The organism is Streptomyces sp. NPDC027663, assembly GCF_055566415.1.
Window position 1 is genome coordinate 159,718 of sequence record NZ_JBVHSK010000014.1, and the last position, 21,829, is coordinate 181,546.

Here is a 21,829-nt window from a genome sequence, read left to right on the forward strand (position 1 = left end):
CGGGCGGGAAGGCCGTAGACTGGTGGGCTGTTGTCAGACCCACCGGTGTGCGGCCTTTCCGTCGCCGTTCCTCGCGTCTTCTTCGATCTGGAGTCCCCCACCATGCAGGCAGAACCGACCCAGTCTCTGGTGGGCGAGGAGTACGAGGTCGAGATCGGCCCCGTCGCCCACGGCGGCCACTGCATCGCCCGTACCTCCGAGGGACAGGTGCTGTTCGTGCGGCACGCGCTGCCCGGCGAGCGGGTGGTGGCCCGGGTGACCGAGGGCGAGGAGGGCGCTCGCTACCTGCGCGCAGACGCGGTGCAGATCCTGGAGGCGTCCAAGGACCGCATCGAGGCTCCGTGTCCCTTCGCCGGCCCGGGCCGCTGCGGCGGTTGCGACTGGCAGCACGCCAAGCCCGGCGCCCAGCGCCGGCTGAAGGGCGAGGTCGTCGCCGAGCAGCTGCAGCGGCTCGCCGGCCTCACCCCGGAGCAGGCCGGCTGGGACGGCACCGTGGTCCCGGCCGAGGGCGACAAGCTGCCCGCCGGCCAGGTCCCGCAGTGGCGCACCCGCGTCCAGTACGCCGTCGACGCGGACGGCCACGCCGGCCTGCGCCGCCACCGCTCGCACGAGGTCGAGCACATCGACCACTGCATGATCGCCGCGGAGGGCGTCAGCGAGCTGGGCATCGAGAAGCGGGACTGGACCGGCATGGAGTCGGTCGAGGCGATCGCGGCGACGGGTTCGCAGGACCGCCAGGTGATCCTCACACCGCGCCCGGGCGCGCGACTGCCGATCGTGGAACTGGACAAGCCGGTGTCGGTGATGCGCGTCGGCGAGAAGGACGGCGGCGTCCACCGCGTCCACGGCCGCCCCTTCGTCCGCGAACGCGCCGACGGCCGTACGCACCGCGTCGGCAGCGGTGGCTTCTGGCAGGTCCACCCGAAGGCGGCCGACACGCTCGTCACGGCCGTCATGCAGGGCCTGCTGCCCCGCAAGGGCGAGACGGCCCTCGACCTCTACTGCGGGGTCGGCCTCTTCGCCGGCGCCCTCGCCGACCGCCTCGGCGAGCAGGGCGCGGTCCTCGGCATCGAGTCCGGCAAGCGGGCCGTGGAGGACGCGCGGCACAACCTGGCCGACTTCCCGCGGGTCCGCATCGAGCAGGGCAAGGTCGAGTCGGTCCTGCCGCGCACGGGCATCACGGAGGTCGACCTCATCGTCCTCGACCCCCCGCGCGCGGGCGCCGGCCGCCAGACCGTCCAGCACCTCTCCTCCCTGGGCGCCCGCCGCATCGCCTACGTCGCCTGCGATCCCGCCGCGCTGGCCCGGGACCTGGGCTACTTCCGGGACGGCGGCTACCGGGTGCGGACGCTCCGGGCGTTCGATCTGTTTCCGATGACGCATCATGTGGAGTGCGTGGCGATTCTGGAGCCTGCTGCAAAGGGGATCTGACCAGCGGCTTTCTGGGTCCTTCAGGTGCGGCCTGCGGTGCTCGACCTGTTTCCCGAAGTACATGGCGTTGAGCGTTGCGTAGGTACGCGCCACGTGCCTCACCTGCGGTTTCGCGTAGCGAGGCGCGGGTGAGAGGTGCTTCGCCAATGTCTCAGGGAGACGGCTGGGAAACGTCTTGACGCTCGTCCGACGCTGGTTCTGACGGAGCGTCATGACGTTTGCTCGGCCAGCTGTCGAGCTCAAGGCGAAGGCCCTGCACGGCGAGGTCGCCAGCGAGCGCCGAGAGGGGACTGAGTCAGCTTGTGATCACACGGAAAGCCGTATCCGTCGCTCGTCGCTCGTCGCCCGGCCGACCGGTCCGGGCGGCTCGCCTCCGGCGCGTCAGCTGCGGGCTGCCGGACGGTTGCAGATCGCCAGGTAGTCCCGGGCCTTCGCCACATTCGATGCGAGGTCAGCGACGGAATCGAGCAACAGCCGGTGATCGGTCCAGGGTTCGTCCCCGGTCCTCCGCTGCTGCACCGCTTTCCAGGTCGGTTCCTCGAAACCCGTGATGCTCCGAGACCGGTGCTCCAGTCGGCGGCGGTGGACCTGTGTGTCGGAGCACACCACCTCGATGACCGCTACGGGCACCCGGTGGCGGCCGGCCAGCGCTCGCCATTGCTGACGGGCCGCCTCCACGGCGTTGACGGCGTCGATGATCACGCTCTGCCCCACGGCGAGCACACCGTCGGCCACGGACTCGGCGACGAAGTATGCGGCCAGCCCCGTGGGCTGGCCGCGGGCCACGCCGGCACGCCACATCGCCGCTTCCACGGGGTCGACCGACACCACCGCAGCGGGCAGCGTCCGTGCCAGCTCCTCGGCAGTCGAGCTCTTTCCCGCTGCGGGGAGTCCGGCCGTGACGATCAGCATGACGGCACTGTCGCAGACCCGGCCCCGGCTCGCCGGTCGGGCTTCGGCTCCCCAGGTGACAGCGGACATACGGCTGTCAATTCCCGGGAGCGGGACACGTACCGTCCTTCCCCTCGCGCCTGACGTGGTGCAGCCGGCCGCGCGTCGCCACCAGTTCGACAGCGCGGAGGGCGGCGATGTTCTGGAGCGGATCGGCGCCCACCACCAGAAGGTCCGCGTTGAGCCCTGGGGCGAGACGGCCGGTGTGTTCCCGCACGCCGATCGCGCCCGCCGCCTCGGTGGTGGCCAGTGCCAGGACCCGCTCCCGCCGGAACCCAAGGTATTCGAAAAGCTCCAGGCTCCCGGTGAAATCGTCGAACGGCGGGTCGGGGATGCCCGCGTCGGTACCCGCGACCAAAGGCACTCCCTGCGCGTCGAGCCACCGGACACGTTCGAGGAGCCGGTCGGCGATGGCCTAACCGCGTCCAGGCCGGCGCGCGGCACCTGGGGATCGGGCATTCGGCCCAGCACGTCGTCAGCGGGTTCTTCGGCCACCACGGCGTTCCGCACCGTACTGAGGGTGACCGGAGCGTCGCCGAACTGCCTGGCGGCAGGGTGGTCGGGGTCACCTTCGACGCGGCCGGACGGATCGCGGGCGTGGAGACCGGGACCCTCCCTTGAGCCGGGCGCCACCGGACCCCGGCCGCCGGGACCTGCCCGCCGGGGCCCCTCAGTCCTCCTCGCCGAGGATCTCGTCGTTGGAGTCGAACTGATGGCTGCCGGCGGGCAGGTCGGGGAAATACGAGCTCCCGGACTCCCCCCTCAGGACGGCCAAGAGAAAGGAGGCGCACTGAGTGGCGTGGTGCTCCCACTCGGGACCGCGCCCCTCGTTGAACATCACGGTCCACTCGTTCGGGCTCTGCCCCGGTCCGGCGAGCCAGTAGAGCATCGCTCCGCTGTCCTCGATGTAGGCCCAGGGCAGGACCCGCGTACCCGGCCTGTCGAGTTCCGCCGGCTTCGGCTCGGTCTGCCACAGCTGGGCGAGCACCTTCTCCCGCTCCGACAACTGGGCCACGAGGTTGTAGTCCTCGTCAGGGCACTCCGGGTCGAACAGCCATACCGTCTCGTCGAAGACGCCGCCGCCGTAGACCTCGACCAGTTCCTTGTAGTCGTCCGGCAACGGCGTGTCGAGCGCACGTTCGACAGTGTTCCAGTCACGGGTCCGCCGGGGAGTGCCCGGCGGAACGATCTCGATGAGCCTGGTCACATCGGGATGCATGAGGCGCGTGTCTCCTTGGGGCGTCATATGCGTTTGGGGACGTTCAGGAAAGTGACGATGTTCGTACTGTCGCCGCCTTCGTAGGGAGTGAAGGCGAATCCCTTGTTGCCCCGGGCCTCGATGGTCAGCCCCAGCGGAATGACGTCGGTGGGGTCGTGCGTGCGGTAGACGGGCGTGACGGTGTACTCGATGGTCTCACCGCGCTTGTCGACCGCTTCCCTGATCTGGTCCTCGATCTTCCGCATGACCGGTGAATTGGCGAACCGGTGCATGGTGACGAAGTTCCGGGGGTCCCGGTTGGAGCCGCCGATCTGCGCGCCGAGCAAGTGGGTCTTGTTGAGCTTCTTGTACTTCTGGTAACCGGGCACATTGACCCGGGATCGGTCTTTCCGCCGGTCATGTCGGACTCGATCGTCGCCCGCATGGTGGTGGCGCGGCCTCCGGGACCGGGCGCACCGTAGCGGACCCGGCCGCCCCACGTGACGTCGTTCTCGTCACAGGGAGTGAGGCCCAGCGGATCGGACAGCGTGTGCGGGTTGTCGACGTAGGCGAAGGGGTTCGGCGCGGGGTCCAGGCCGAGGGGGTCTGAGGTGAGATAGCGCGCGGTCTCCGGATCGTAGTGACGGAAGTAGTTGTGGTGCAGCCCCGTCTCGGGGTCGTAGTACTGGCCGGGGAACCTGAGCGGCGTGTAGGCGGTGGCGTCCTGGTTCCAGGTCGTCGAACCCCAGAGAGTCGCGCGGGTCCGCCACGCGATCCTGCCCTCCTCGTCGACGAGTTCGGTGGGAGTACCGATCTGGTCGGTGACGATGGCGAAGAAGCGCTGGTCGATGGCGTCCTGCGGAGCGTCCGCGAGGGACTTGGTCTCGGTCTGCGCGACAGGTGCCTGGCCGTCGTGGTCCCAGGTGAGCGTGACCAGTTCGGCCGCGCCGCCGACCCGCGTGGTCTGCTCCACCAGTGTGGAACCGTCCCAGACGAACCGGGTTTCCTCGGCGATGGCGCCGTCCGCGGACAGACGCTGTTTCGCAATGCGCCGCCCGAGAGGGTCGTACAGGTACCGCCAGCAGGTGCCGTCCGGGGTGACGGCGGAGATGAGCCGGTCCTCGGCGTCCCAGGCGTAACGCCAGGTGTCGGGCTTGCGGGAGAGACGTTTGACCTGCCGGAGCACGCACCGGCCGGCGGCGTCGTGCTCGTAGCGCACGTTGCCGGCGCTGATCAGGCGCGTTCCGGCGTAGCTGCGCGTTCCTCGCGCCGGGCTGCCGGGATGCTTCTCCGGCCAGGCCGCCCGCGTCTGGTTGCCCGTCTCGTCGTAGGCGTAACTCTCGCTCCAGCGCCCGGCCTCGACGGCGCTGACCCGCCCCGCCCGGTCCAGCAGGAACGAGCGCCGGCCGGCGTCCCGGTCGGTGATGCCGGTCAGGAGCCCGTCATGACGGTAGGTGTAGCCGCGCTGGATCGACGGCTGCGCGGTGTCGTGGACGGTGAGTGTCTGCCCGCTGAGGCTGCCGACGGGATTCCAGGTGAAGGCGAGGGTGAATCGGTCACCGAGGTGCCGCAGCACCTCCCGCCCCGCCGCGTCGTGCTCGAAGGAGAGGGTGCGGCCCGAGAGCGACAGCTCGGCGCAGCGGCCGGCCGTGTCGTAGGAGTACGCAGTCTCGACACCCCCGGGTGTCCGGCGCCCCGAGGCGTCGCAGGCCGTGGTCAGCGTCCGGCCGTCGATGGTCTCCGCGACGACACGCCCCACCGCGTCGTACGCGTAGGCCAGTGTCCCGTCGGGTCCGGCCGCCGAGACCAGCCGCCCGCACGCGTCGTTCCGGAAGACGGTCCTGCGGCCGTCGACTACCTTCTCGACGAGTTGGCCGGCCGCGTCGTAGTGGTAACCGACCGTCTGCCCCGCTGCGTTGATCCGCGCGGTCAGGTCGCCTGCCGCGTCGTAGCGGTATGTCGTCTCGTGCCCGTCGAAGTCGGTTTCCTTCACCAGTTGTCCGACGGCGTCGTAGACGTACCTCCAGGCGAGTCCCTGGGGGTTGAGCACCTCGGTCAGCCGGCGTTCGGTGTCATAGCGGAACTGGTGTTCCACGCCGTCCGGGGAGATGCGGGCGACCAGCTGGTCGAAGGGGCCGTGGATCAGCCGCGTACGCCCCCCGACAGCGTCGGTGTGGCCGGTGCAGTTGCCCTCTCCATCGTACGACCAGGATTCGGTGGCGCCGTTGGCCGCGGTCCGTTCCCGCAGCCAGCCCTCGGCGTCCCACACGAGCGTGGTGGTCGCTCCGAGCGGGTCGGTGATGCGCGTCGGGCGTCCGAAGGCGTCCCGCAGATAGCGGGTGCGGTTCCCCTGCGCGTCTTCCAGGACGGTGGCCAGGCCCGCCGGGTCGGTGTCGATGCGGAGTGCGTCGCCCGCGGGACCGCTGACCGTGGCGACGGCGCCCGTGGAGTGGTGGGTGAACAGGTGGACCGAGCCGTCCGGTGCGGTCAGGATTGTGCAGTTGCCCCGTCCGTCGAAGTCCTGGACTTACGTCGCTCCCTGCGGGTCGGTGATGCGGACCGGCAGGTGCGACGCGTCGTAGGTGATGTGGCTGCTCGTGCCGTCGGGAGCCGTGACCGAGATCAGGTCGCCCGCGTCGTCCCACGTCCAGCGGGTGGTACGACCCAGTGGGTCGGTGCGGGAGAGCAGGTGGTCGTGGCGGTCCCAGGTCTGGGTGATGGTGTGCCCGAGCGGGTCGGTGATAGCGACGATCTGCCCATGCCGGTTGGCGCGGTAGATCGTGGTGTTGCCGAGTGAATCGGTGTACGTGACGGTGCTGGTGCCGTCGTGCTGGCGCTCGCCGTAGGTCAGGCGGGAGTTGAGGATGCCGTCGGTCCCGCGGGTCTCGATCACCCGTCCCTCGGCGTCGTAGACGTAGGTGAACTCGGTGTCGTGGGAGTCCCGCCACCCCGTCACGCGGTGGGCGCCGTCGTAGCTGAATCGCGTAGGCGCGTCGACCGCGTTGCGGACTTCGCTCAGGTTACCGGTCGCCGCGTCGTAGCCGAAGGTGCACAAGCGCACCGGGTCGTCATCGGTGAGGGCCCACAGCACGGTGACGTGCTGCAGGTCGTCGCGGTCGACGCGTAGGCGGTAACCGGCCGCTGTGGGTGACGGTGAGCGGGACACCGTCGTCGTCGCGCTCGACGGAGATGTGGTTGCCGTTGCGGTCCTCGATGCCGACCAGCCACCACGGTCCGCCCTGCGCCGTACCGGCTTCGAACTGGCGCGTGAGTCCTGAGTACGGGTCCTCCACCGTCAGGACGTATCCGCTGCCGCGGCTCACATAGGTCAGCGGGAGGCGGACGCCCTCGGCGGGCCCCACCCGGTCGCCGGGCAGGTCGGGCATACGCGGATAGGCGAGCGCGGACCCGTCCTCCCGGTGCCACCAGTATCCGCCCAGAGCGTCATCCTGCTGGATCCGTTCGTCGAGGGTGGAGGCCCAGGACGGGCCGAAGAATCGGCCTGCTTCGTAGCCGGAGAGGTGGGTTCGGCGCAGGATCAGGGGCAGGACACCCGGCAACGTAACATCCGTCTGGGCAAGCACCATCTGGCCGCTGGCCATGTCGATCGGATCGCCGCACAGCTGTTTGGTGTTCAGCTCGCGGCCTTGTCTGGCCAGGTCAGCGGAGTCGATCTTCAGGCCGGGGTCCGGCTTGCGGCCGGAGGCGGGGGCGCCGTGGTGGCCTGAACCGCCGTCTGACTTGCTGGAGTTGACGTGGGCGCTGTCGCCGGGGGGTGTGCTATCAGTGCTCGCCCTTGGGGAAGGGGTAGCGCGTCCGGTCAGCAGGGTGTGAGGCGACCTTGCTCCACCGTGCTCATGAGCCGTCATCAGCGCGGTGGTGGGAACTTGTCCATGCCGTTCTATAAGGGGTGATCCGCGGCCGACGGGAGACCACCGCAGGGGAGTGGAACCCGGGAGAGCGGCGGCAAGGCCGGTGTCATGGGACCTTCGAGAAGCGTTTCGGCTCCGCCAGAACGGCTCCGGCCCCGTAGAAGTCGGCGAGCCTGGCGGACAGGGTGGCCACGGCCAGCCGTTGGGGGAGTGCCGCCGAGAACTTCAGGCCGCGCACTGCCCGCTGGTCGACGTCGGGCAGGACGAGCGTCGGCCCGGCTGGTACGGCGTCCAGCGCGGCGCTCCACATGTCCGGGCTCAGGTCCTCCCGCAGCCGCAGGTAGCAGTCCGTGGGCCGTTGGACCGGGTCGGCGACCGACGACAGCGTCGCGCCCAGCGTCGCGTTGGCCCGGTACCCCGCCCACGTCCACCATCGGACGTCGTTCCCGCGTCGTGCGATCAGAGTCCCGCCGGGGTGGACGAGGTGAGGGGCGTCCTCGTCACGCCACTCCTGGAGGCAGACCTGGGCTCGTCGAGTGAGCGAGACGTCCGGATCGGCGCCCAGGAGGACATCGCGCATGGCCCGCGTCAGCGCGTACGACAGTCCGGAGACCGTGCCTCCGGACCATTTGGCAATCCCACCACCTTCGACCGGCTCGACGAAGACCCGTTTGCGCCCCCAGTCGATGAACGTCACCTGCCAGCTGCGGCCCGCCAGCAGCAGCCGACGCGGTCCCTGGCGTTCTTCGGTGAGGACGGACGGGTCCATTCGCCCGATCTCGGTGCGGCCGGACAGGACGGTGAACTGCGGTGGCGCGGTGAAGGACGCGGTCAGCTCGATGAAGTGGCGCCGTCCGAAGCGGCGTTCCGCCTCGGGGCCGATGAACAGCATGCCCCCGTCGGTGTCGAGGAAGCCTTCGTCCGTCAGGTGGCGGAGGACGGGAGCGGCCGAACGGTCGAAGGGCGCCAGGCCGTTCCACTGCTCGGACCACGTCTGATCGCCCAGCTTGTGTTCCTGGAGCGCGGCGGCGAGCAGTTGCTGCGCGACGAGGTGTCGTGGCTCGGGTGGTGCGAGGACCGGTTCGACCCAGCCGCGGCCCCACAGGAGCAGCAGCGCGGCGGCCTGCAACAGGGTGTCCTTCTGGGTGGCCAGGAACAGGCAGTTCCGGGTGCTTCCGGCGCGGCGTCCCGTTCGGCCGATGCGCTGGAGGAACGAGGCGACGCTGCCGGGCGCGTCGATCTGGACGACCCGGTCGAGGTCACCGACGTCGATGCCCAGTTCCAGGGTGGACGTGGCCACGATGACGCAGTCTCGTGACTCGGCGAACGCCTGCTCGGACCGGGCCCGTTCGTCGGCCGAGAGGGACGCGTGGGAGAGGAACACGGTGACGTCGCGTGCCCGCAGCGCCGCGCCCAGTTCCTCGACCTGCCGCCGGGAGTCGCAGAACACCAGTCGCTTCTCGCCCTTGTGCAGGGCCGCTATGACCTTGGCGGCATTGGACAGGGAGCCGACGTAGTCGAGTTCGACCTCTTCCGGCGGGGGACCGGCCGTGTCGTTCGCAGGCACTCCTGCTGATTCCGTCCGCGAGAACGCCGTGAGGTCCGGGGCGACGACTCGGCCCGGACGCCGGCCGGCACCGGACCCCTGCAGCCAGGTGAGCAGGTGCCGTGGATTCCCGACCGTGGCCGACAGCCCGATCCGCTGAATGGGACGTCCGGTGACCCGTTGGAGGCGTTCGAGGACCGCGAGGAGGTGCCAGCCCCGGTCGTCGCCCGCGAAGGCGTGCACCTCGTCGACGACGACGGCCCGGACGCCGCCCAGCAGGTGGGCGTGATCCGTCTTCACGCCGATGAGCATGGCTTCCAGTGATTCGGGGGTCGTCAGCAGGATGTCCGGTCTGTCGGTACGGATGCGTTGACGCTGTGACTCCTTGGTGTCCCCGTGCCACAGGGCCGCGCGCCGGCCCAGCCATTGCGCGTAACCGTCGACCCGGGGCACCAGGTTGTTGAGGAGCGCCTTGAGCGGGCAGAGGTAGAGGACCGAGGTGCCGGTCCAGCTCTGCGCGGACATGGCCGACAGGATCGGCAGGCAGGCCGCCTCGGTCTTGCCGCCCGCGGTGGGAGCGAGCAGCACGACGTCCTCGCCGTCCATCACGGGGTCGATCGCGGCCCGCTGCAGCGGCCGCAGATCCGGCCAGCCGAGGGTGTTGACGACGTGGTGCAGGATGACCGGGTCGAGCCGCTCGACGGGGTCCGCGGGTGGCGCCATCACAGCTCCAGATCGACGTCGCCGGCCGATGTCGATGCGGAGGCGTATGCGGCCAGGTTCCTCTCGACGTCGGTGAGTTCCTTGCTGTCCACGGTCAGCCGGTAGTGCTGCCGCGGATCGAAGTCCGGGAACTGGTCGATGCGGTCGAGCACGTCTCCGATCAGCTTCTTGAGGAAGAGCCGGGGCGCCACGCCGACCTTCCCGCCGAGCGCTCCGCCCACCGCTCGGGCGAGGTCGGCGATGTACGTGTCGTCGGCCAGCGCTTCGATCCGGCCGGGTGCGTCGGCCCCGGAGGCATAGAGATCGCGGATCGTCACCCCGAGCCCGGTCAGCGACTCCAGGGTGAATCCGGGCAGGCGCAGTTGGACCGCACGCGGGTTGTCGAAGCGCGGGTCGGTGGTGAAGTCGGTGGCGAGCCGCTGCGCGAGCGGTGGGAGCCGCTGCACGCCCTGCTGGCCGTCGTAGAAGGCCGGGGTTCCGGTGATGACCAGGTAGATGCCGGGGAACCGCCCGGAGTGGACTTCGTCGATCAGCTGCCGCAGCGCGTTGAGTGCCTTGTCGCGGGCGTCCGACCGCACTCTCTGCAGGGTTTCCACCTCATCCAGCACGACGAACAGTCCCCGGTGGCCGGAGTCCCGCAGGACGGTGAGCAGTCCCTGCAGGAAGCCCAGGGCGCCGAAGTGGTCGAGGTCGCCACGCACTCCCGCCGCTCGACGGGCCGCTGCCGCCACGTGGGGCTGGCCGCCGAGCCAGGCGAGGACGGCCGCCGCCGTCGCTTCGTCGCCGTCGGCCAGTGCGGAGCGGTATCCGCGCAGCGCCGCCGCGAAGGACGGGGCGTGCCGTGACACCTCGGTCAGGCGGGCGGCCAGCAACTGCTCCACCGCGCCGCTCAGGTCGTCCTCGTCCACCCCCGCCGCGAGGGCGTCCTCCTCCAGGGCGTAGAACCAGGCGTCCACGACGGGACGCAGTGCGCTCGGCGGGAAGCTCGTCGTGGACAGCCGCTCGGTAAGACGTCGGTAGACGGTCTCCAGCCGGTGCAGCGGGGTTTCCGTCTCCGAGACCTGGATCTCGGAGACGGCGAAGTTGCGCTGCTTGGCGCGTTCCCCGAGCCATCGAGTGAAGAACGTCTTGCCGGAGCCGTACTCGCCTCGCACGGCCTTGAAGACCGAGGCGCCGGAGGCGACCGCGTCGAGTTCCGCGTCGAGGGCGGACTCGAAACGGCCGAGTCCGGTGGCGAGGAGATCCAGGCCGCTCTCGGGCACGGCACCGCGCCGCAGCGCGTCGATGGCGGTGCGCCGCCGGGCGGCGGAGACGGGAGAGGGACGAGGGTCGATCACCCGCCCATTGTCCCATCTCCGTTCGGCCTCGGGCCGTTCGCTGAAGTCACCTGCGGTGGAGGCTGCCGTATCCCAGCTCGGTCGTGAGGTAGGTGACGAAGTCGCTGCTCTTCGCGGTCTTGTCGGGCCCCGACCGGTGCTGCTGCTGGAACATGTCGAAATGCTGCTGGAGCGACATCCAAAGCCACCGAAGACGAGGGATGCTCGGGAAGACCTCCTCACGAGCCACGTTGTTGAGGACTTCCGGCTTGTTGAACGTCCGTCCTGCCAGGTCGACGGCGCCGAGCATGGCCAGGTGGAAGCGAAGGTTGGTGTGCAGCGACCGGGAGACGGGATCCGACGACGCCTGAAGGAACTCGTCCACCTGGCGCTGCGCCTTCGCCAGCCACAGATAGACGGCGAGTTCCGTCTTGTCCGAAAAGACGCGCCGGTAGTCCGAGTCCGACTTCAGCAGGCTCGACGGACGGGCGCGGGCGTAGTCGGGCCGTCCCAGCGCCATCGCCATCACGGACTGGGCCAGCAGGGGGATGCTGACGATGCGGTCGGCCGGCTTGCCCTGGTTGCGGTAGAAGTTCTTGCGCCGGTCGTAGAACCAGTCGTGTTCGAGGAAGTACGACTCGATCTGCCGCTGGATGTCGTCCGTGGCCCGCAGGGACGCGACGGGCACGCTCGTCTGCCGGTTGGTGGCGCGGATGACGGAGTCACGGGCGGCCTGGTCCACGGTGACGAGGATGCGCACCTGCACCAGTCTGTCGAAGACCGGGTCGGCAGGGTCGGTCAGGTAGCGGTCGCGCAGCGTCTCGTGCAGGGTGTAGGAGGTCTGCAGGCCGTTGACGATCTGGACGTCGGAGAGGCTGAGCCGCTTCCCCACCGAGGTCGCCTGCGAGCACACGATGGTGATGCCGTTGTTGAGCCACCAGAACTCGGGTGCCTCCGGGTTCTGCAGGGAGGCCGTGATCTCCCGGTTCACCTCGACGTTGCCCTGGTAGTCGCGGACGTTCCAGTCGAAGACGTGGGACTTGATCGCCCCGGTCTCGTCGCTGAGGAAGTCGATGTACTCACCCAGGCCGACGAGCGCGATGTGGCTGGTGCCGTGGGTGATGCTCTCCCGGTAGGGGAGTTCCAGGGTGTACGAGGGGAGGGTGCTGGCACGCTTCCAGAGCTCCGCGGGGCCCAGGAACTCGACCTCGCCGGTGGAGATGGCGAAGGCGCTGGAGAACTGGCTCTCGAGGATCTTGGCCTTCGCCTGCACCTTGGGATGCACCTCGCTCGCCGAGCCGCGTGTCACGTACGAGAACTTGATCAACACGGTGGGATGGCGGGTGAGGAGCTTCTTCAAAGCTTCCCTGAAGAGGCGGAAGCGGGCGAGGAGGTCCTCGCTGTACAGCAGGCCGACGGTGGCCTCGTCAACCTCCATGTCCAGGAGGTTCTTGCAGGTGGACGCCACCTTGTCGATGGCGACCTCGGAGAAGCCGGGGCTGGTCTTCGCCTGGACTAGCCAGAGCGTCAACTGGGTTCCCTGCTCCACGTTCGCGACGGCGGCCTGCTGCTGGAAGATCTCACTGTCCTCGTGCAGAAGACGCCCGCCGAGGAAGACGTACGCCCCGTCGATGCCGCCGTCGTCCGCGCCACCGATCACACCGGCTTCGATCTCCTCCTCGGAGAGGCCGAAGCCGTGCAGGGCGTGTTCACTGGCGAACCGCTCGAACTCCGCGTCGAACGAGAGAGGGACGGCGCGGGCGTTGCGCCGTTCCTCGATCATCTGGTTGATCAACACACGGTCGTTGGCGCTCATGGCTCCCGGCTCATCGGTGTGGGATACGGCTGACGGGACGTCAGCTCAAGTCGAACTGCATGCGGAGCAGGGAGAGATCGAGGCGGACGGTGCGGCCGTCCGGCAGTGTCTCCAGGACCTGAACTCCGTCGTAGTTGAGCAACTGGCGCAGGATCGCGGCGAACCCGTCGGCACGGGTGGCCGGATAGGACACACGCTGGGCGAGTGCCGTCACGGGTAGCGTGCCTCCTGCCTCGATCAGAGCCCGGATCGCGCTTTCCACCTTCTCCATCGGTGGTCTGCGCGCGAGCAGGCCGATCTGCCCCTGGAACGTCTCCGAGGCGAAGAGGGCTGTGACAAGGGCGTCGTCCGGGCTCACCGCGGCGGTGGTCACCAGAGTTCCGTCGTCCTCGGGCGAGGGGACCACGGCGACGTCGAACAGCGCGTCGTGGGTGCGGGCGAGCCGGGCCTGAGCCTTGGTCGGCCGCTGCCGGGCGGCCCGTTCCCCGGGGGTGGCGCGTTCGGGCAGGGCGGGGACGGCGTGCCGGGGAGACGGGGCGTCCAGGGACCACCACGCCGGCCGCTGGTCGCCCAGTTCCCGCCAGGACGGGGGAGGGGGCGCTCCGAACGGCAGGAAGGCCAGGACGGGGATGGCGAACTCGGCCAGGGAGGCTCCGCCGTGGTAGCCCGCCTTGCGGGCGGTGTACCGGGAGTCGGCGTCCCAGAGGGCGACGATCGAGCCGCCCGTTTCCGGGGCTACCACTCGCGTGCCGTGCAGCTCCACCTCGGCAGGTCCCACCTCGTCGCCCGGCGCGCGGTGGCGGGCGGACAGCGGTGAGCCGGTCTGCACCTTCGCACCGTGCCGGTCGACGACGTGTCCGTGGTCGCTGGTGATCACCACCGCCATGCCCTGCGAGGCGGCGATCCGCAGCAGGTCCGGCAGGCCCGGGATGTGCTCGGCCCGCCAGGCGCCGTCGCCCAGTTTCTGCTCCTTGGCAAGCCGGTCGTCGATCGCGTTGAGGACGACCGCCACATGCGTACGGCCGTCCATGAGCGCTTCGGTGAGCGCGGACCCGAAGGTGTCCCCGGCGCTGTCGGCCCGCAGGTCGTCCTTGTGGAACACGGCGGCGGGCGCCCCGCTCCACAGGGGCAGGGCGGGGAACAGTTGCGCCTCCTCCTTCTGCGAGCCCCGCATCAGCCTTCCCGCGAACAGCGACGTGCGCGAGACGGAGGTGAGGGTGGGGAGCGCCGCGGCCATGGCGCGGCGCCGCGGAGCGCCCTCCGCGGCCACGGGGTCGAACTCGGCCCAGGAGGAGCGCAGTTCCTCCGCCAACTCGGTGGCGATGGCCGCGCTCATCCCGTCCAGGACGATCAGGAGCACGCGCCGGTCGTCGGCACCCCGCACGACCGGCTTCACCACCCGCTCCAGGAACGTCTCCACCGTCAGCATGCCGCCGGGATCGGTGCCGGCGGTCGTCCAGGTCGCCAGGTTGCGGGCGAAGTCGCGGTCGATCTCGTGCCGCTGCCGGCGCACGCGCGCGGCCAGTGCGTCGTAGGCGGTCCTCAGCCGGTCGTCGGGGTCGCCGCCCGCTTCGATGTGCTCCACAGCGCGGTCGACCCAGGCGGTCTCCTCCATGTGGCGCCCGATGGCCGCGCCGACGTGCGACGCCTCGGTCGCCGGGTCGGTGGCCAGCCACTGAACGAGCCGCTGACCCATCCGAGCTCGTTCGATCCGGGCCCGCAGCTCTGGCCCGTCGGCCCGCCAGTGCTCGCTCAGGGAACGGACGGCCGCGTCCAACGCCTTCGGCTCGCCGGCCGCGAGGGCCTCTCCGACCGTGGTGAACCTGGCGTCCAGGCCGGCCGGCAGCAGGGGACTGGTCCGGGCGGCGGCCTCGGCCCCGAACTGCCGGACCAGCGCCGAAGCGCGCTCCAGCACCGTATCGCTCGTCCGGCGGGCCTCGCGGGCCTCCTCCGACACCGGGCCGCCGTCCCGCTTCGCTCCGGCGAGCAGCGTGCCGACGTAGTCCTCGGTGGCCCGGCCGAAGGCGGCGACCATGGCGTCGAGCTGTTCGCCCCGAATCGGGGGGCGGTCTCCGAACCACCGCTCCGCGCGGCCGCGCGCCGTGTAGACGGCCGCGTCCGGCTCGGCGTGGCACCACAGGGCCGCGCACAGCAGTCCGAAGGCCACCGCGTCCGGCCCGTGGTCGGCCTCGACCAAGGCGAGCAGGGCGCGTCCCGCGAGCCCGGCCTGGTCCTCCTCCCCGAGGAACTGTGCCAGGCCCGCGCGTTCGGGGCCGCGCAGCGCCAACAGCCGTTCCGGCCCTCCGGGGATCAAGGACCAGCCCAGCAGGGTGTGGGTGTCGAGCCGGTCGGCGGACGTGGCGTGGTCCTGGCGGGCCGTCTCGTCCTCGTACCGTCCCAGTCTCAGGCGGCGCAGCGCGAGCGCGGTCAGGGCGGTGCCACGAGAGAGCATGCCGCCGCCGAGCCGGGGCCAGCCCCCTCTCGGGGGCGCCGCGTCCAGGAGGGCCTCCGCGGCCCACTTGTCGTCCTTGAGCCTCGGGTCGACCTGGTGTGCGCCGAAGGCGTCCCGTACGACGTCCCAGCTGTCCACCGTGTCCACGCGCTGTTTGTGGGCGCGGGCCAGGATGGCGGGGTCCAGTTCGTTCTGCTCGCGGTCGGTGAGGACGACGAGCACGGCGGGTCCGGTCGCCGGGTCCGACAGGTGACCTAGCACCAGCTCGTGTACGGCGAGCGGGGATGGGGCCGCCGCGATGCGTGCCGACTGCCCGTCGCCCCAGGAGTGTTCGGCCGGGCCGTCCCACTGGGGTGCGGAGCGCAGCAGCACGGCCCGTCGCCGGTCGCGGCCGGCCAGGGCGTCGGCCAGGGAGGTCTGGGCGGACAGGTACTGGGTGAGGGTGGCGAGGTTCAGCCGCACCGCCACCGCGCCGGTCGTCGCCGTGCTCATCCTTCGACGACCTGCCAGGTGATCTCGACCGTGGCACCGGGTTCCCGGGCGGCCAGCTCCGCGATCTCCGCCTGGAGTTCGGCCACGGCCCTGGCCGCGGTCGTCCGCCCGCCGCCGGAACGCTTCACCCGACCCGGCGTGGACGGGCGCGTGCCGGGCGACTGCTCGGGCACGGGCGGGTGGCTGGACGGTGTGTCGAGGGGGACGTCACTCGGACGCGGGGCCGGGGGCGCGGGCGGCGCGGGCGGTGTCGCGCGGTTCCGCTTGACCAGGGCCAGCACCTCGCGCTGGGTCCGGGCCAGCGCCTCCTTGAGGTCGTTGGTCCGTTGGTCGCTCTGGGCGGCGTTGCGCAGGGAATCCAGCAGGGCCTCGCCCTCGGGGCCTTCCGAGGTGGCCAGGTCGAGCGTGGTCCACGACGTCGAGTCCAGCGCCTGCGCCACGGCTCGGGCCTGCTTGACCGAGGTCCCGAACCGGTCCGCGCCGACCTCGCCGAAGTCGAAGGCGGCCAGCGCCTCGACGGTCTTCCTGGCGCCGGCGGCGCCCTGACCGGCGGACCGCGTCAGCTCCCGCAGCAGGTCGACGGCGCGGCGCGCGACGGCGAGGCGGCCGTTCTCGGCGGTCTCGTCGAGGCGGAGGAACCCGGCGTGCCGCTCCAACTGCGTCACCAGCTCCCGGGCGGCCTCCTGGTGGGCGCCGGCCTGCTGGACGATCTGTCGGGCGAGCTGGTTCACCATGCGGCCGCGCCGCAGGGTGGGGGCCGTTTCGCCGAACAGCGCCGTGAACCGCTGCCGGGCGGCCGACCAGTCCTCCTCCGAGGGCAGTGGCTGGCTGCGCAGCGCGTCGTGGTCCTTGATCTCGTTCAGCGCGGGCGCGGGGTCGAGCGGTGTGCCCGCGCGCACCCACACCCGGTCGTCCATCTCGGCGAACGAGGCCACCACCAGCCGGGCGAGGAAGCCCGGCAGACCGCGTGGCGCGGGCCGGTCGGTCCAGTCGGTCAGCGTGATCAGGCTGAGGTCGCCGGTGACGCCCTGCTCGCGGGCCAGCTGCCGGAAGTGGTCCGCCCAGTAGTGCGACAGCTCGAAGTAGGCCTCCTTCTGCTGCCCGAGCCGCAGAGGGGTCGCGACCCGCCGCATCAGATTGCGGTCGGGGGCGGGGACTTCGGCGCGCCCGTCGCGGGCCTCTGCGGCGGCCTGGACGTGTGTGAACACCTTCCTCGCGTCGGCGGGCCTGACCACCGTGCCACTGCCGTCGGGGTCCAGGTTCGGGTGGTCGGGGTACTGGCTCGCCAGCAGCCTGCTCGCGATGTGGCGGACGCCGTCGCGGAGCGACTGGCCGAACGAGAGGGTGAGCCCGTCGACCTCGCGCAGCGACTCCAGGTGGTCGGAGAAGCCGAGTTCCACGTCGGTGGCCTTCTTGTCGGCGAGGCCGTAGGCCTGCTTAAAGGCGGCCTTGACGTTCTTGAGCAGCGACTCGCGCTGGGTCTCCAGGAGGCCCTTGGCGCGGGCCCGGTTGTCGGGGCTCAGGTGGCCGGCGTACTGGCCGTCGAACCGCCGGCCGTCGGAGAGGGCCTTGTCGATGACGACGAGACGGCGGAAATCGGCGTAGCGCTGGCCGGACAGGTGGGTGGGCAGCCAGGCGACCGTGCGGGACGGCTCGCCCTGCCGCTCCCGCAGGCGCCGCATCCGGTTGGCGTCTTCGACGGCTCCGTACTCGCTGTCGTCGAAGGGCAGGTCGATCACGAGCCGCCAGAGCCCGTCCTGCTGGGGCATGAGGTCGTGGTCGGGCAACTCGTCCTCGTCCGCGACGTTGCCGAAGACGACCTCGACGCTGCGCTCGGTGCCCCGCCACACGAACTGCAGCTGGTCGACCAACTGGCCCTGGCTGATGCCGAGTTCCTCGACGAGGATGCGCCGGGCGAGCGCTTGACGGTTGCCGGGGTTGTCGTTGACGTTGGCGTTGGCGATCACCGAGTCGACGTCGACGCCGGACAGTTCGAGCCGGACGCCCGGGTTGGCCTCGGTGCCGGTCTCCTTGATCTCGGGGAACCGGCCCGCCCACTCGGCGATCTTGTTCTTGAGGATGCCGTACTCGCGCCCCGGGATCGGGGCGACGACCGAACCGTAGTTCAGCGCGGACAGGCGGCGGACCGTCAGGTCGGACAGGGCGGGAACGCTGGGGGCGAGCGCCGACAGCAGCAGCGTGCCGATGATCCGGTTGTCCCCGGTGAACTGCTTGATCCGGGTGCGCAGCGCGGGGTCGGTGATGCTGTCGGGACGGTTCGCGTACTGCTCTATGTCCTCCTCGGACACGTTGTGCGTGAGGAGGAGGTAGGGCCGCAGCTTGGTCCGGTACAGCTTGTCCGCGGCCTCGAAGACCACCTTCAGGCTGTCGGTGAACGGCTTGTCGCCGCCCGTCGTGATCAGCGGGTACAGGTCGCCGACCGGGATCAGGTCGCCCAGCCGCAGCTCGGCGCGGTGGTCGGCGAGCAGCTGGCCCATCAGCTTCATGCCGGTCCGGTTGCGCTGCAGCGCGGAGGACACGTGCACGAGGGTGTCCATGAACGCCGGCGAGAAGGGGTACGTCAGCCGGAAGCTCTCCTCGTCCGCGCCGACCCCGTCCGTCCCGCGGTCGGACCCCAGGAGCGTGTCCCACACCTCCTGGCGGATCTTGCGGGTCTTGTCGAACTCCGCCTCGATGAGGGCGGCGGCCTGCGCGTCCTTGGGCCTGAGCAGCCGGGCGTGGGCGACCTGGGGGAGGTTGCGGTCCTCCAGAGTGATCTTGTCGAAGCGTCCGGAGGCCAGGTTGAGCGTGTCCTGGATGGACGCCTCGGCGGCCCCGGACACCTCTTCGCCGACCAGCTCGCGCAGGTCGCGCTGGCGGGCGATGAAGGAGATGACCGGGATGGCGCGGCGGGCGTCGCCGCCCTCCACGAAGTTGGTGATCTTGCCGGCTTCCCTGGCCACGAACTTCTGGTCGTGGATGAGGGTGGCCAGCCACAGGATCAGCTCGTCCATGAACAGGATCAGCCCGTCGTAGCCGAGCGACTTGGCGTGCTCGGCGATCACGGACAGGCCGGCGTCCAGCGAGACGAACCCGTGCTCGTCCTCGGCGGCGTTCTTCGCGAAGCCGGGCAGCAGGTGGGTGCTCGCGTCCTGAACGAGACGGGCCCGCAGCTCGGCGGGCGTCGACGGGCTGACCAGGTTGAGCGCCTGCCCGCCCTCGTGGACCTCCTCGGCGGCCAGCGCGGTGTCGAGCAGCGCGGGCGCCCACCCGAACGCCTCGCCCCACTCGTCCTCCTCGTCCGTCCCGCCGCCGTCCGGCGAGGTCAGCCCGGCGATGACGGCCGCGTCGCCCATCCGGGACCGCATCGCCCGGATGTCCTCGAACAGCGCGTCCGTCCGGTACACCTGCGGCGTCGGCGCCTCGGGGTGCAGCTTCTTGACGTGGCTGACGTAGCCGCCGAGGACCCGCTGCTCCAGCGCCTTCGCCCCGAGCATGTGGTACGGCACGAGCAGGAACCGCTTGCCCTCCGTGCCGAGCCACTCGTGCTTGGTGAGCACCGGGTCGAGGTCCGTCCGGGAGCGGGCGGCCGGGCTGCCGCTGAGCAGCGCGTGCAGCACGGCCATGAAGTGCGACTTGCCGGAACCGAACGAGCCGTGCAGGTAGGCCGCCTTCGACGTGTGCCCGTCGAGCGCGGCCTTGATCAGCCCCAGCGCCTCGTCGAAGTTCTCCAGCAGCCGCTCCGTGACCACGTAGTCCCGCAGGGCGCGCTCGGCGCCCTCGGGGGTCGTCGCCTCCGAGAGCTGGAGGACGAAGTCCGACGTGGAGATGGACTCCTTGATGTCGATGACATCGCGGAGCAGGGGCGGCTGCTGGGCCATGAACGATCACTCTCCGACGGGCGGCTGCGCGGGCTCATTCGATCGTATGGCGTACCACTGACATCGGATGACCACTTTTCGCACATGGGCGACTACACGAGCGCGGGCGCCTCCACGCCGGACGCGGGGTGGACGAGCGAGCGCAGCTTCTCCCGCGTCTCCGGGTCGGTCGAGTAGATGATCGAGCCGACCATGCCTCGCGTCAGCAGCACCTTGTAGGTGTTGCGGATGAGTTGGTTGATCTCGCTGTCCGGTGTGGCCTTCGTGAAGATGGGGTCCTTGGACGCGGACCGCTGCACAACCCAGTGATCGGTACGCCACACCAGGTCGGGACCGATGATGACGCCCGACCAGTCGTACTCGAAGCCCTGCGCTGTGTAGACGCAGCCAACCTGGCCGAAACCTTCCGGTTCGGTGGCCCACAAGGGCGCGGGCGGGGCCCCGAACACGGACCGGTCGCCATACACGTTCCACGGCCGAGCCCAGTCGCCGATGACGACGTCGGTGGGAAGCGCTGTCATTTCCGGCGTGACCTTGGTCGTCCATTTCCAGCAGTAACCGGCCGACATCCGCGCGCCGTAGCCCTCCGCGCGCTTGGCGACGAGGAAGTCCTCCAGCTCCTGCGGGCTCTCGGCGGTCCGCAGCTCCAGTTTGCCGTCGGGCTCCCACGGGCCGGGCGTGCCACCCTCCAGGCCGAGCAGGTCGACGACCCACTTCTCGTACGCGTCGCTGCCGCCGCACCGGAACTGGCCGTCCAGCTCGATCACCGTGCAGTCGAGCCCTTCCGCGGCGGCGGCCCGCCGGATCTCCTCCTTCGTCCCCATCTCGCCGGGCCGCACCACCTGGTGCTGGTCGAGCAGGAACACCGGCACTCGGGCCGCGTCGATGAGTTCGGCGACCTGCGGCCGGCCCGTCCGCAGCTCGGCCTTGGTGTAGCGGTTGGCGGAGGTCTTCCGCAGCCGGTGCGCCTCGTCGCAGATCAGTACGTCGAGGTCGTTCGGCTCGGCGTCCATGAAGCTGTTGAAGTACATGAAGAGCTTCTGCACTTCGCGCTTCTTGTGTCCGGCGACCTTGCGCATCGTCTTGGTGAACGACGCCGATCCGGTGGCGTGCAGAGCGGTCTCCCCGCGCCGGTACAGCTCGCCCAGCAGCGACATCGCGATGACGCTCTTGCCGGAGCCGGGACCGCCGGTCACCACGATGACCTTCTTGTGGTTGCCGCGCTTGGCCTTGCGCACGGCGGACATCACCATCTCGTAGGCGACCCGCTGCTCGGCGAGGAGCACGAACTGCTCGCGGTCGCGGATCTCGGCCGCGGCGACCGCCATCAGCTGTTTCGACGGCCGGATCCTGGCGTCCCTCAGCAGGTCGGCGGCCTCCGCGCCGGACTTGGCGGCCAGCCGGGATCGCAGGAAGTCCAGGAAGGCCCCGCGCTGGTCGGCCGTGTACATCCGGCCGTACTGGTCCTCCTCGACGCTCCGCAGCCCCGCGATCCGGGACTCGGTCGCGTTGTGCAGGAACGCCACCCCGGCCAGCGACCCGGGCATCCGCTCCAGGGCCGCGTTGAACGACAGCAGGTACTCGCAGTAGCCCCGCACCTGTTCGATCGGGTTGAGGACGGGCTGCGGGTAGGCGTCGAGCCGGCACAGGAGAGGGTCGTCCTCGTCCGGGTGGGCCTCGCTCCACTGCTTCAACTCGACGACGACGTACGACGGCTGCCCCGTCGTCGGGTGCACGCCGGCCAGGACGGCGTCGGCGCGCTTGCTGGTGAGGGGCAGGCTGTACTCGATGATCACCTCGACCTCGCCGAGCCCGGCTTCCATGAGGGCGTTGACGAGGGCGGGGAGGCTGCGTTCCCAGGACCGTATCTCCGCCTGTGCGGGCGTGCGCCCGTGCAGATGACGGAAGTTCTCGGTCAGATGCAGCGCGAGCGACCCTTCGAGGATGCGGGTGGCCACGGACGCCGCGGACTCACGGAACAGCAAGGAAATGCCCCCAGGCAGCACGAAGAAGACTCGTGCGGGTGGGGGCATGTCCTGCGATGTCCGCCGAGCGCCGCCGTGGAGCGGGTGCGGTGGCGGATCAGGAAGCCCGTCGGGCCGCTGAGATGTTGTGTCGACATCCTAGGTGAGCCCGGCGATCAAGAGGAGG

The 21,829-nt window shown here is 70.4% G+C and carries 12 protein-coding genes and 1 pseudogene; 1 reads left to right on the forward strand and 12 read right to left on the reverse strand.

Features of this window, described 5'->3' with window-relative positions:
• Nucleotides 1-102 precede the first annotated feature (102 nt).
• A complete protein-coding gene (locus ACZ4SF_RS30200) occupies nucleotides 103-1,431 on the forward strand; it encodes a class I SAM-dependent RNA methyltransferase (protein WP_468390449.1) in 1,329 nt (442 codons plus the stop codon).
• A 381-nt stretch (nucleotides 1,432-1,812) separates the two neighbouring features.
• On the opposite strand, the gene ACZ4SF_RS30205 is transcribed toward ACZ4SF_RS30200, so the two are convergent.
• The 12 genes and pseudogenes from ACZ4SF_RS30205 to ACZ4SF_RS30260 all read right to left on the reverse strand — a co-directional run bounded on the left by ACZ4SF_RS30205 (nucleotide 1,813) and on the right by ACZ4SF_RS30260 (nucleotide 21,711).
• Nucleotides 1,813-2,343: a P-loop nucleotide/nucleoside kinase family protein gene (locus tag ACZ4SF_RS30205; protein WP_468390452.1), complete on the reverse strand. Its 531-nt coding sequence runs from the start codon at nucleotides 2,341-2,343 to the stop codon at nucleotides 1,813-1,815.
• 76 nt (nucleotides 2,344-2,419) lie between these two features.
• Entirely contained in the window at nucleotides 2,420-2,794 is a 375-nt protein-coding gene (locus ACZ4SF_RS30210) for an amidohydrolase family protein (RefSeq protein ID WP_468390549.1), read from the reverse strand.
• A 258-nt stretch (nucleotides 2,795-3,052) separates the two neighbouring features.
• Nucleotides 3,053-3,601 (reverse strand): SMI1/KNR4 family protein, encoded by a 549-nt coding sequence (locus ACZ4SF_RS30215; protein WP_468390455.1) that lies wholly within the window; start codon nucleotides 3,599-3,601, stop codon nucleotides 3,053-3,055.
• A 23-nt stretch (nucleotides 3,602-3,624) separates the two neighbouring features.
• Nucleotides 3,625-5,882, reverse strand: a pseudogene (locus ACZ4SF_RS30220) (RHS repeat-associated core domain-containing protein); the annotation flags it as partial.
• A gap of 225 nt (nucleotides 5,883-6,107) precedes the next feature.
• On the reverse strand, nucleotides 6,108-6,671 hold the full coding sequence (locus ACZ4SF_RS30225) for a hypothetical protein (RefSeq protein WP_468390458.1): 564 nt from the start codon (nucleotides 6,669-6,671) through the stop codon (nucleotides 6,108-6,110).
• The gene (locus tag ACZ4SF_RS30230; RefSeq protein ID WP_468390461.1) at nucleotides 6,649-7,449 is read right to left on the reverse strand and encodes a DUF6531 domain-containing protein; all 801 of its coding nucleotides are present in this window, start codon (nucleotides 7,447-7,449) and stop codon (nucleotides 6,649-6,651) included. Before ACZ4SF_RS30230 ends, ACZ4SF_RS30225 begins: the two co-directional genes overlap by 23 nt.
• A gap of 109 nt (nucleotides 7,450-7,558) precedes the next feature.
• Nucleotides 7,559-9,721: a DEAD/DEAH box helicase gene (locus ACZ4SF_RS30235; RefSeq protein ID WP_468390464.1), complete on the reverse strand. Its 2,163-nt coding sequence runs from the start codon at nucleotides 9,719-9,721 to the stop codon at nucleotides 7,559-7,561.
• Entirely contained in the window at nucleotides 9,721-11,058 is a 1,338-nt protein-coding gene (gene brxD, locus ACZ4SF_RS30240) for a BREX system ATP-binding protein BrxD (protein ID WP_468390467.1), read from the reverse strand. Before brxD ends, ACZ4SF_RS30235 begins: the two co-directional genes overlap by 1 nt.
• A 46-nt stretch (nucleotides 11,059-11,104) precedes the next feature.
• Complete coding sequence (locus ACZ4SF_RS30245) at nucleotides 11,105-12,853, reverse strand: AIPR family protein (protein WP_468390470.1); 1,749 nt, start codon at nucleotides 12,851-12,853, stop codon at nucleotides 11,105-11,107.
• 40 nt (nucleotides 12,854-12,893) lie between these two features.
• Nucleotides 12,894-15,797 carry a BREX-2 system phosphatase PglZ gene (gene pglZ, locus ACZ4SF_RS30250; protein WP_468390472.1) on the reverse strand — a complete coding sequence of 968 codons (2,904 nt, stop codon included), beginning with the start codon at nucleotides 15,795-15,797 and terminating at the stop codon, nucleotides 12,894-12,896.
• Entirely contained in the window at nucleotides 15,794-19,678 is a 3,885-nt protein-coding gene (gene pglY, locus ACZ4SF_RS30255; protein WP_468390475.1) for a BREX-2 system ATPase PglY, read from the reverse strand. The genes pglZ and pglY overlap by 4 nt, the downstream gene beginning before the upstream one ends.
• A gap of 92 nt (nucleotides 19,679-19,770) precedes the next feature.
• Nucleotides 19,771-21,711, reverse strand: coding sequence for a DNA/RNA helicase domain-containing protein (locus tag ACZ4SF_RS30260; RefSeq protein WP_468390478.1), 1,941 nt, complete (start codon nucleotides 21,709-21,711; stop codon nucleotides 19,771-19,773).
• Between the last annotated feature and the right edge of the window lie 118 nt (nucleotides 21,712-21,829).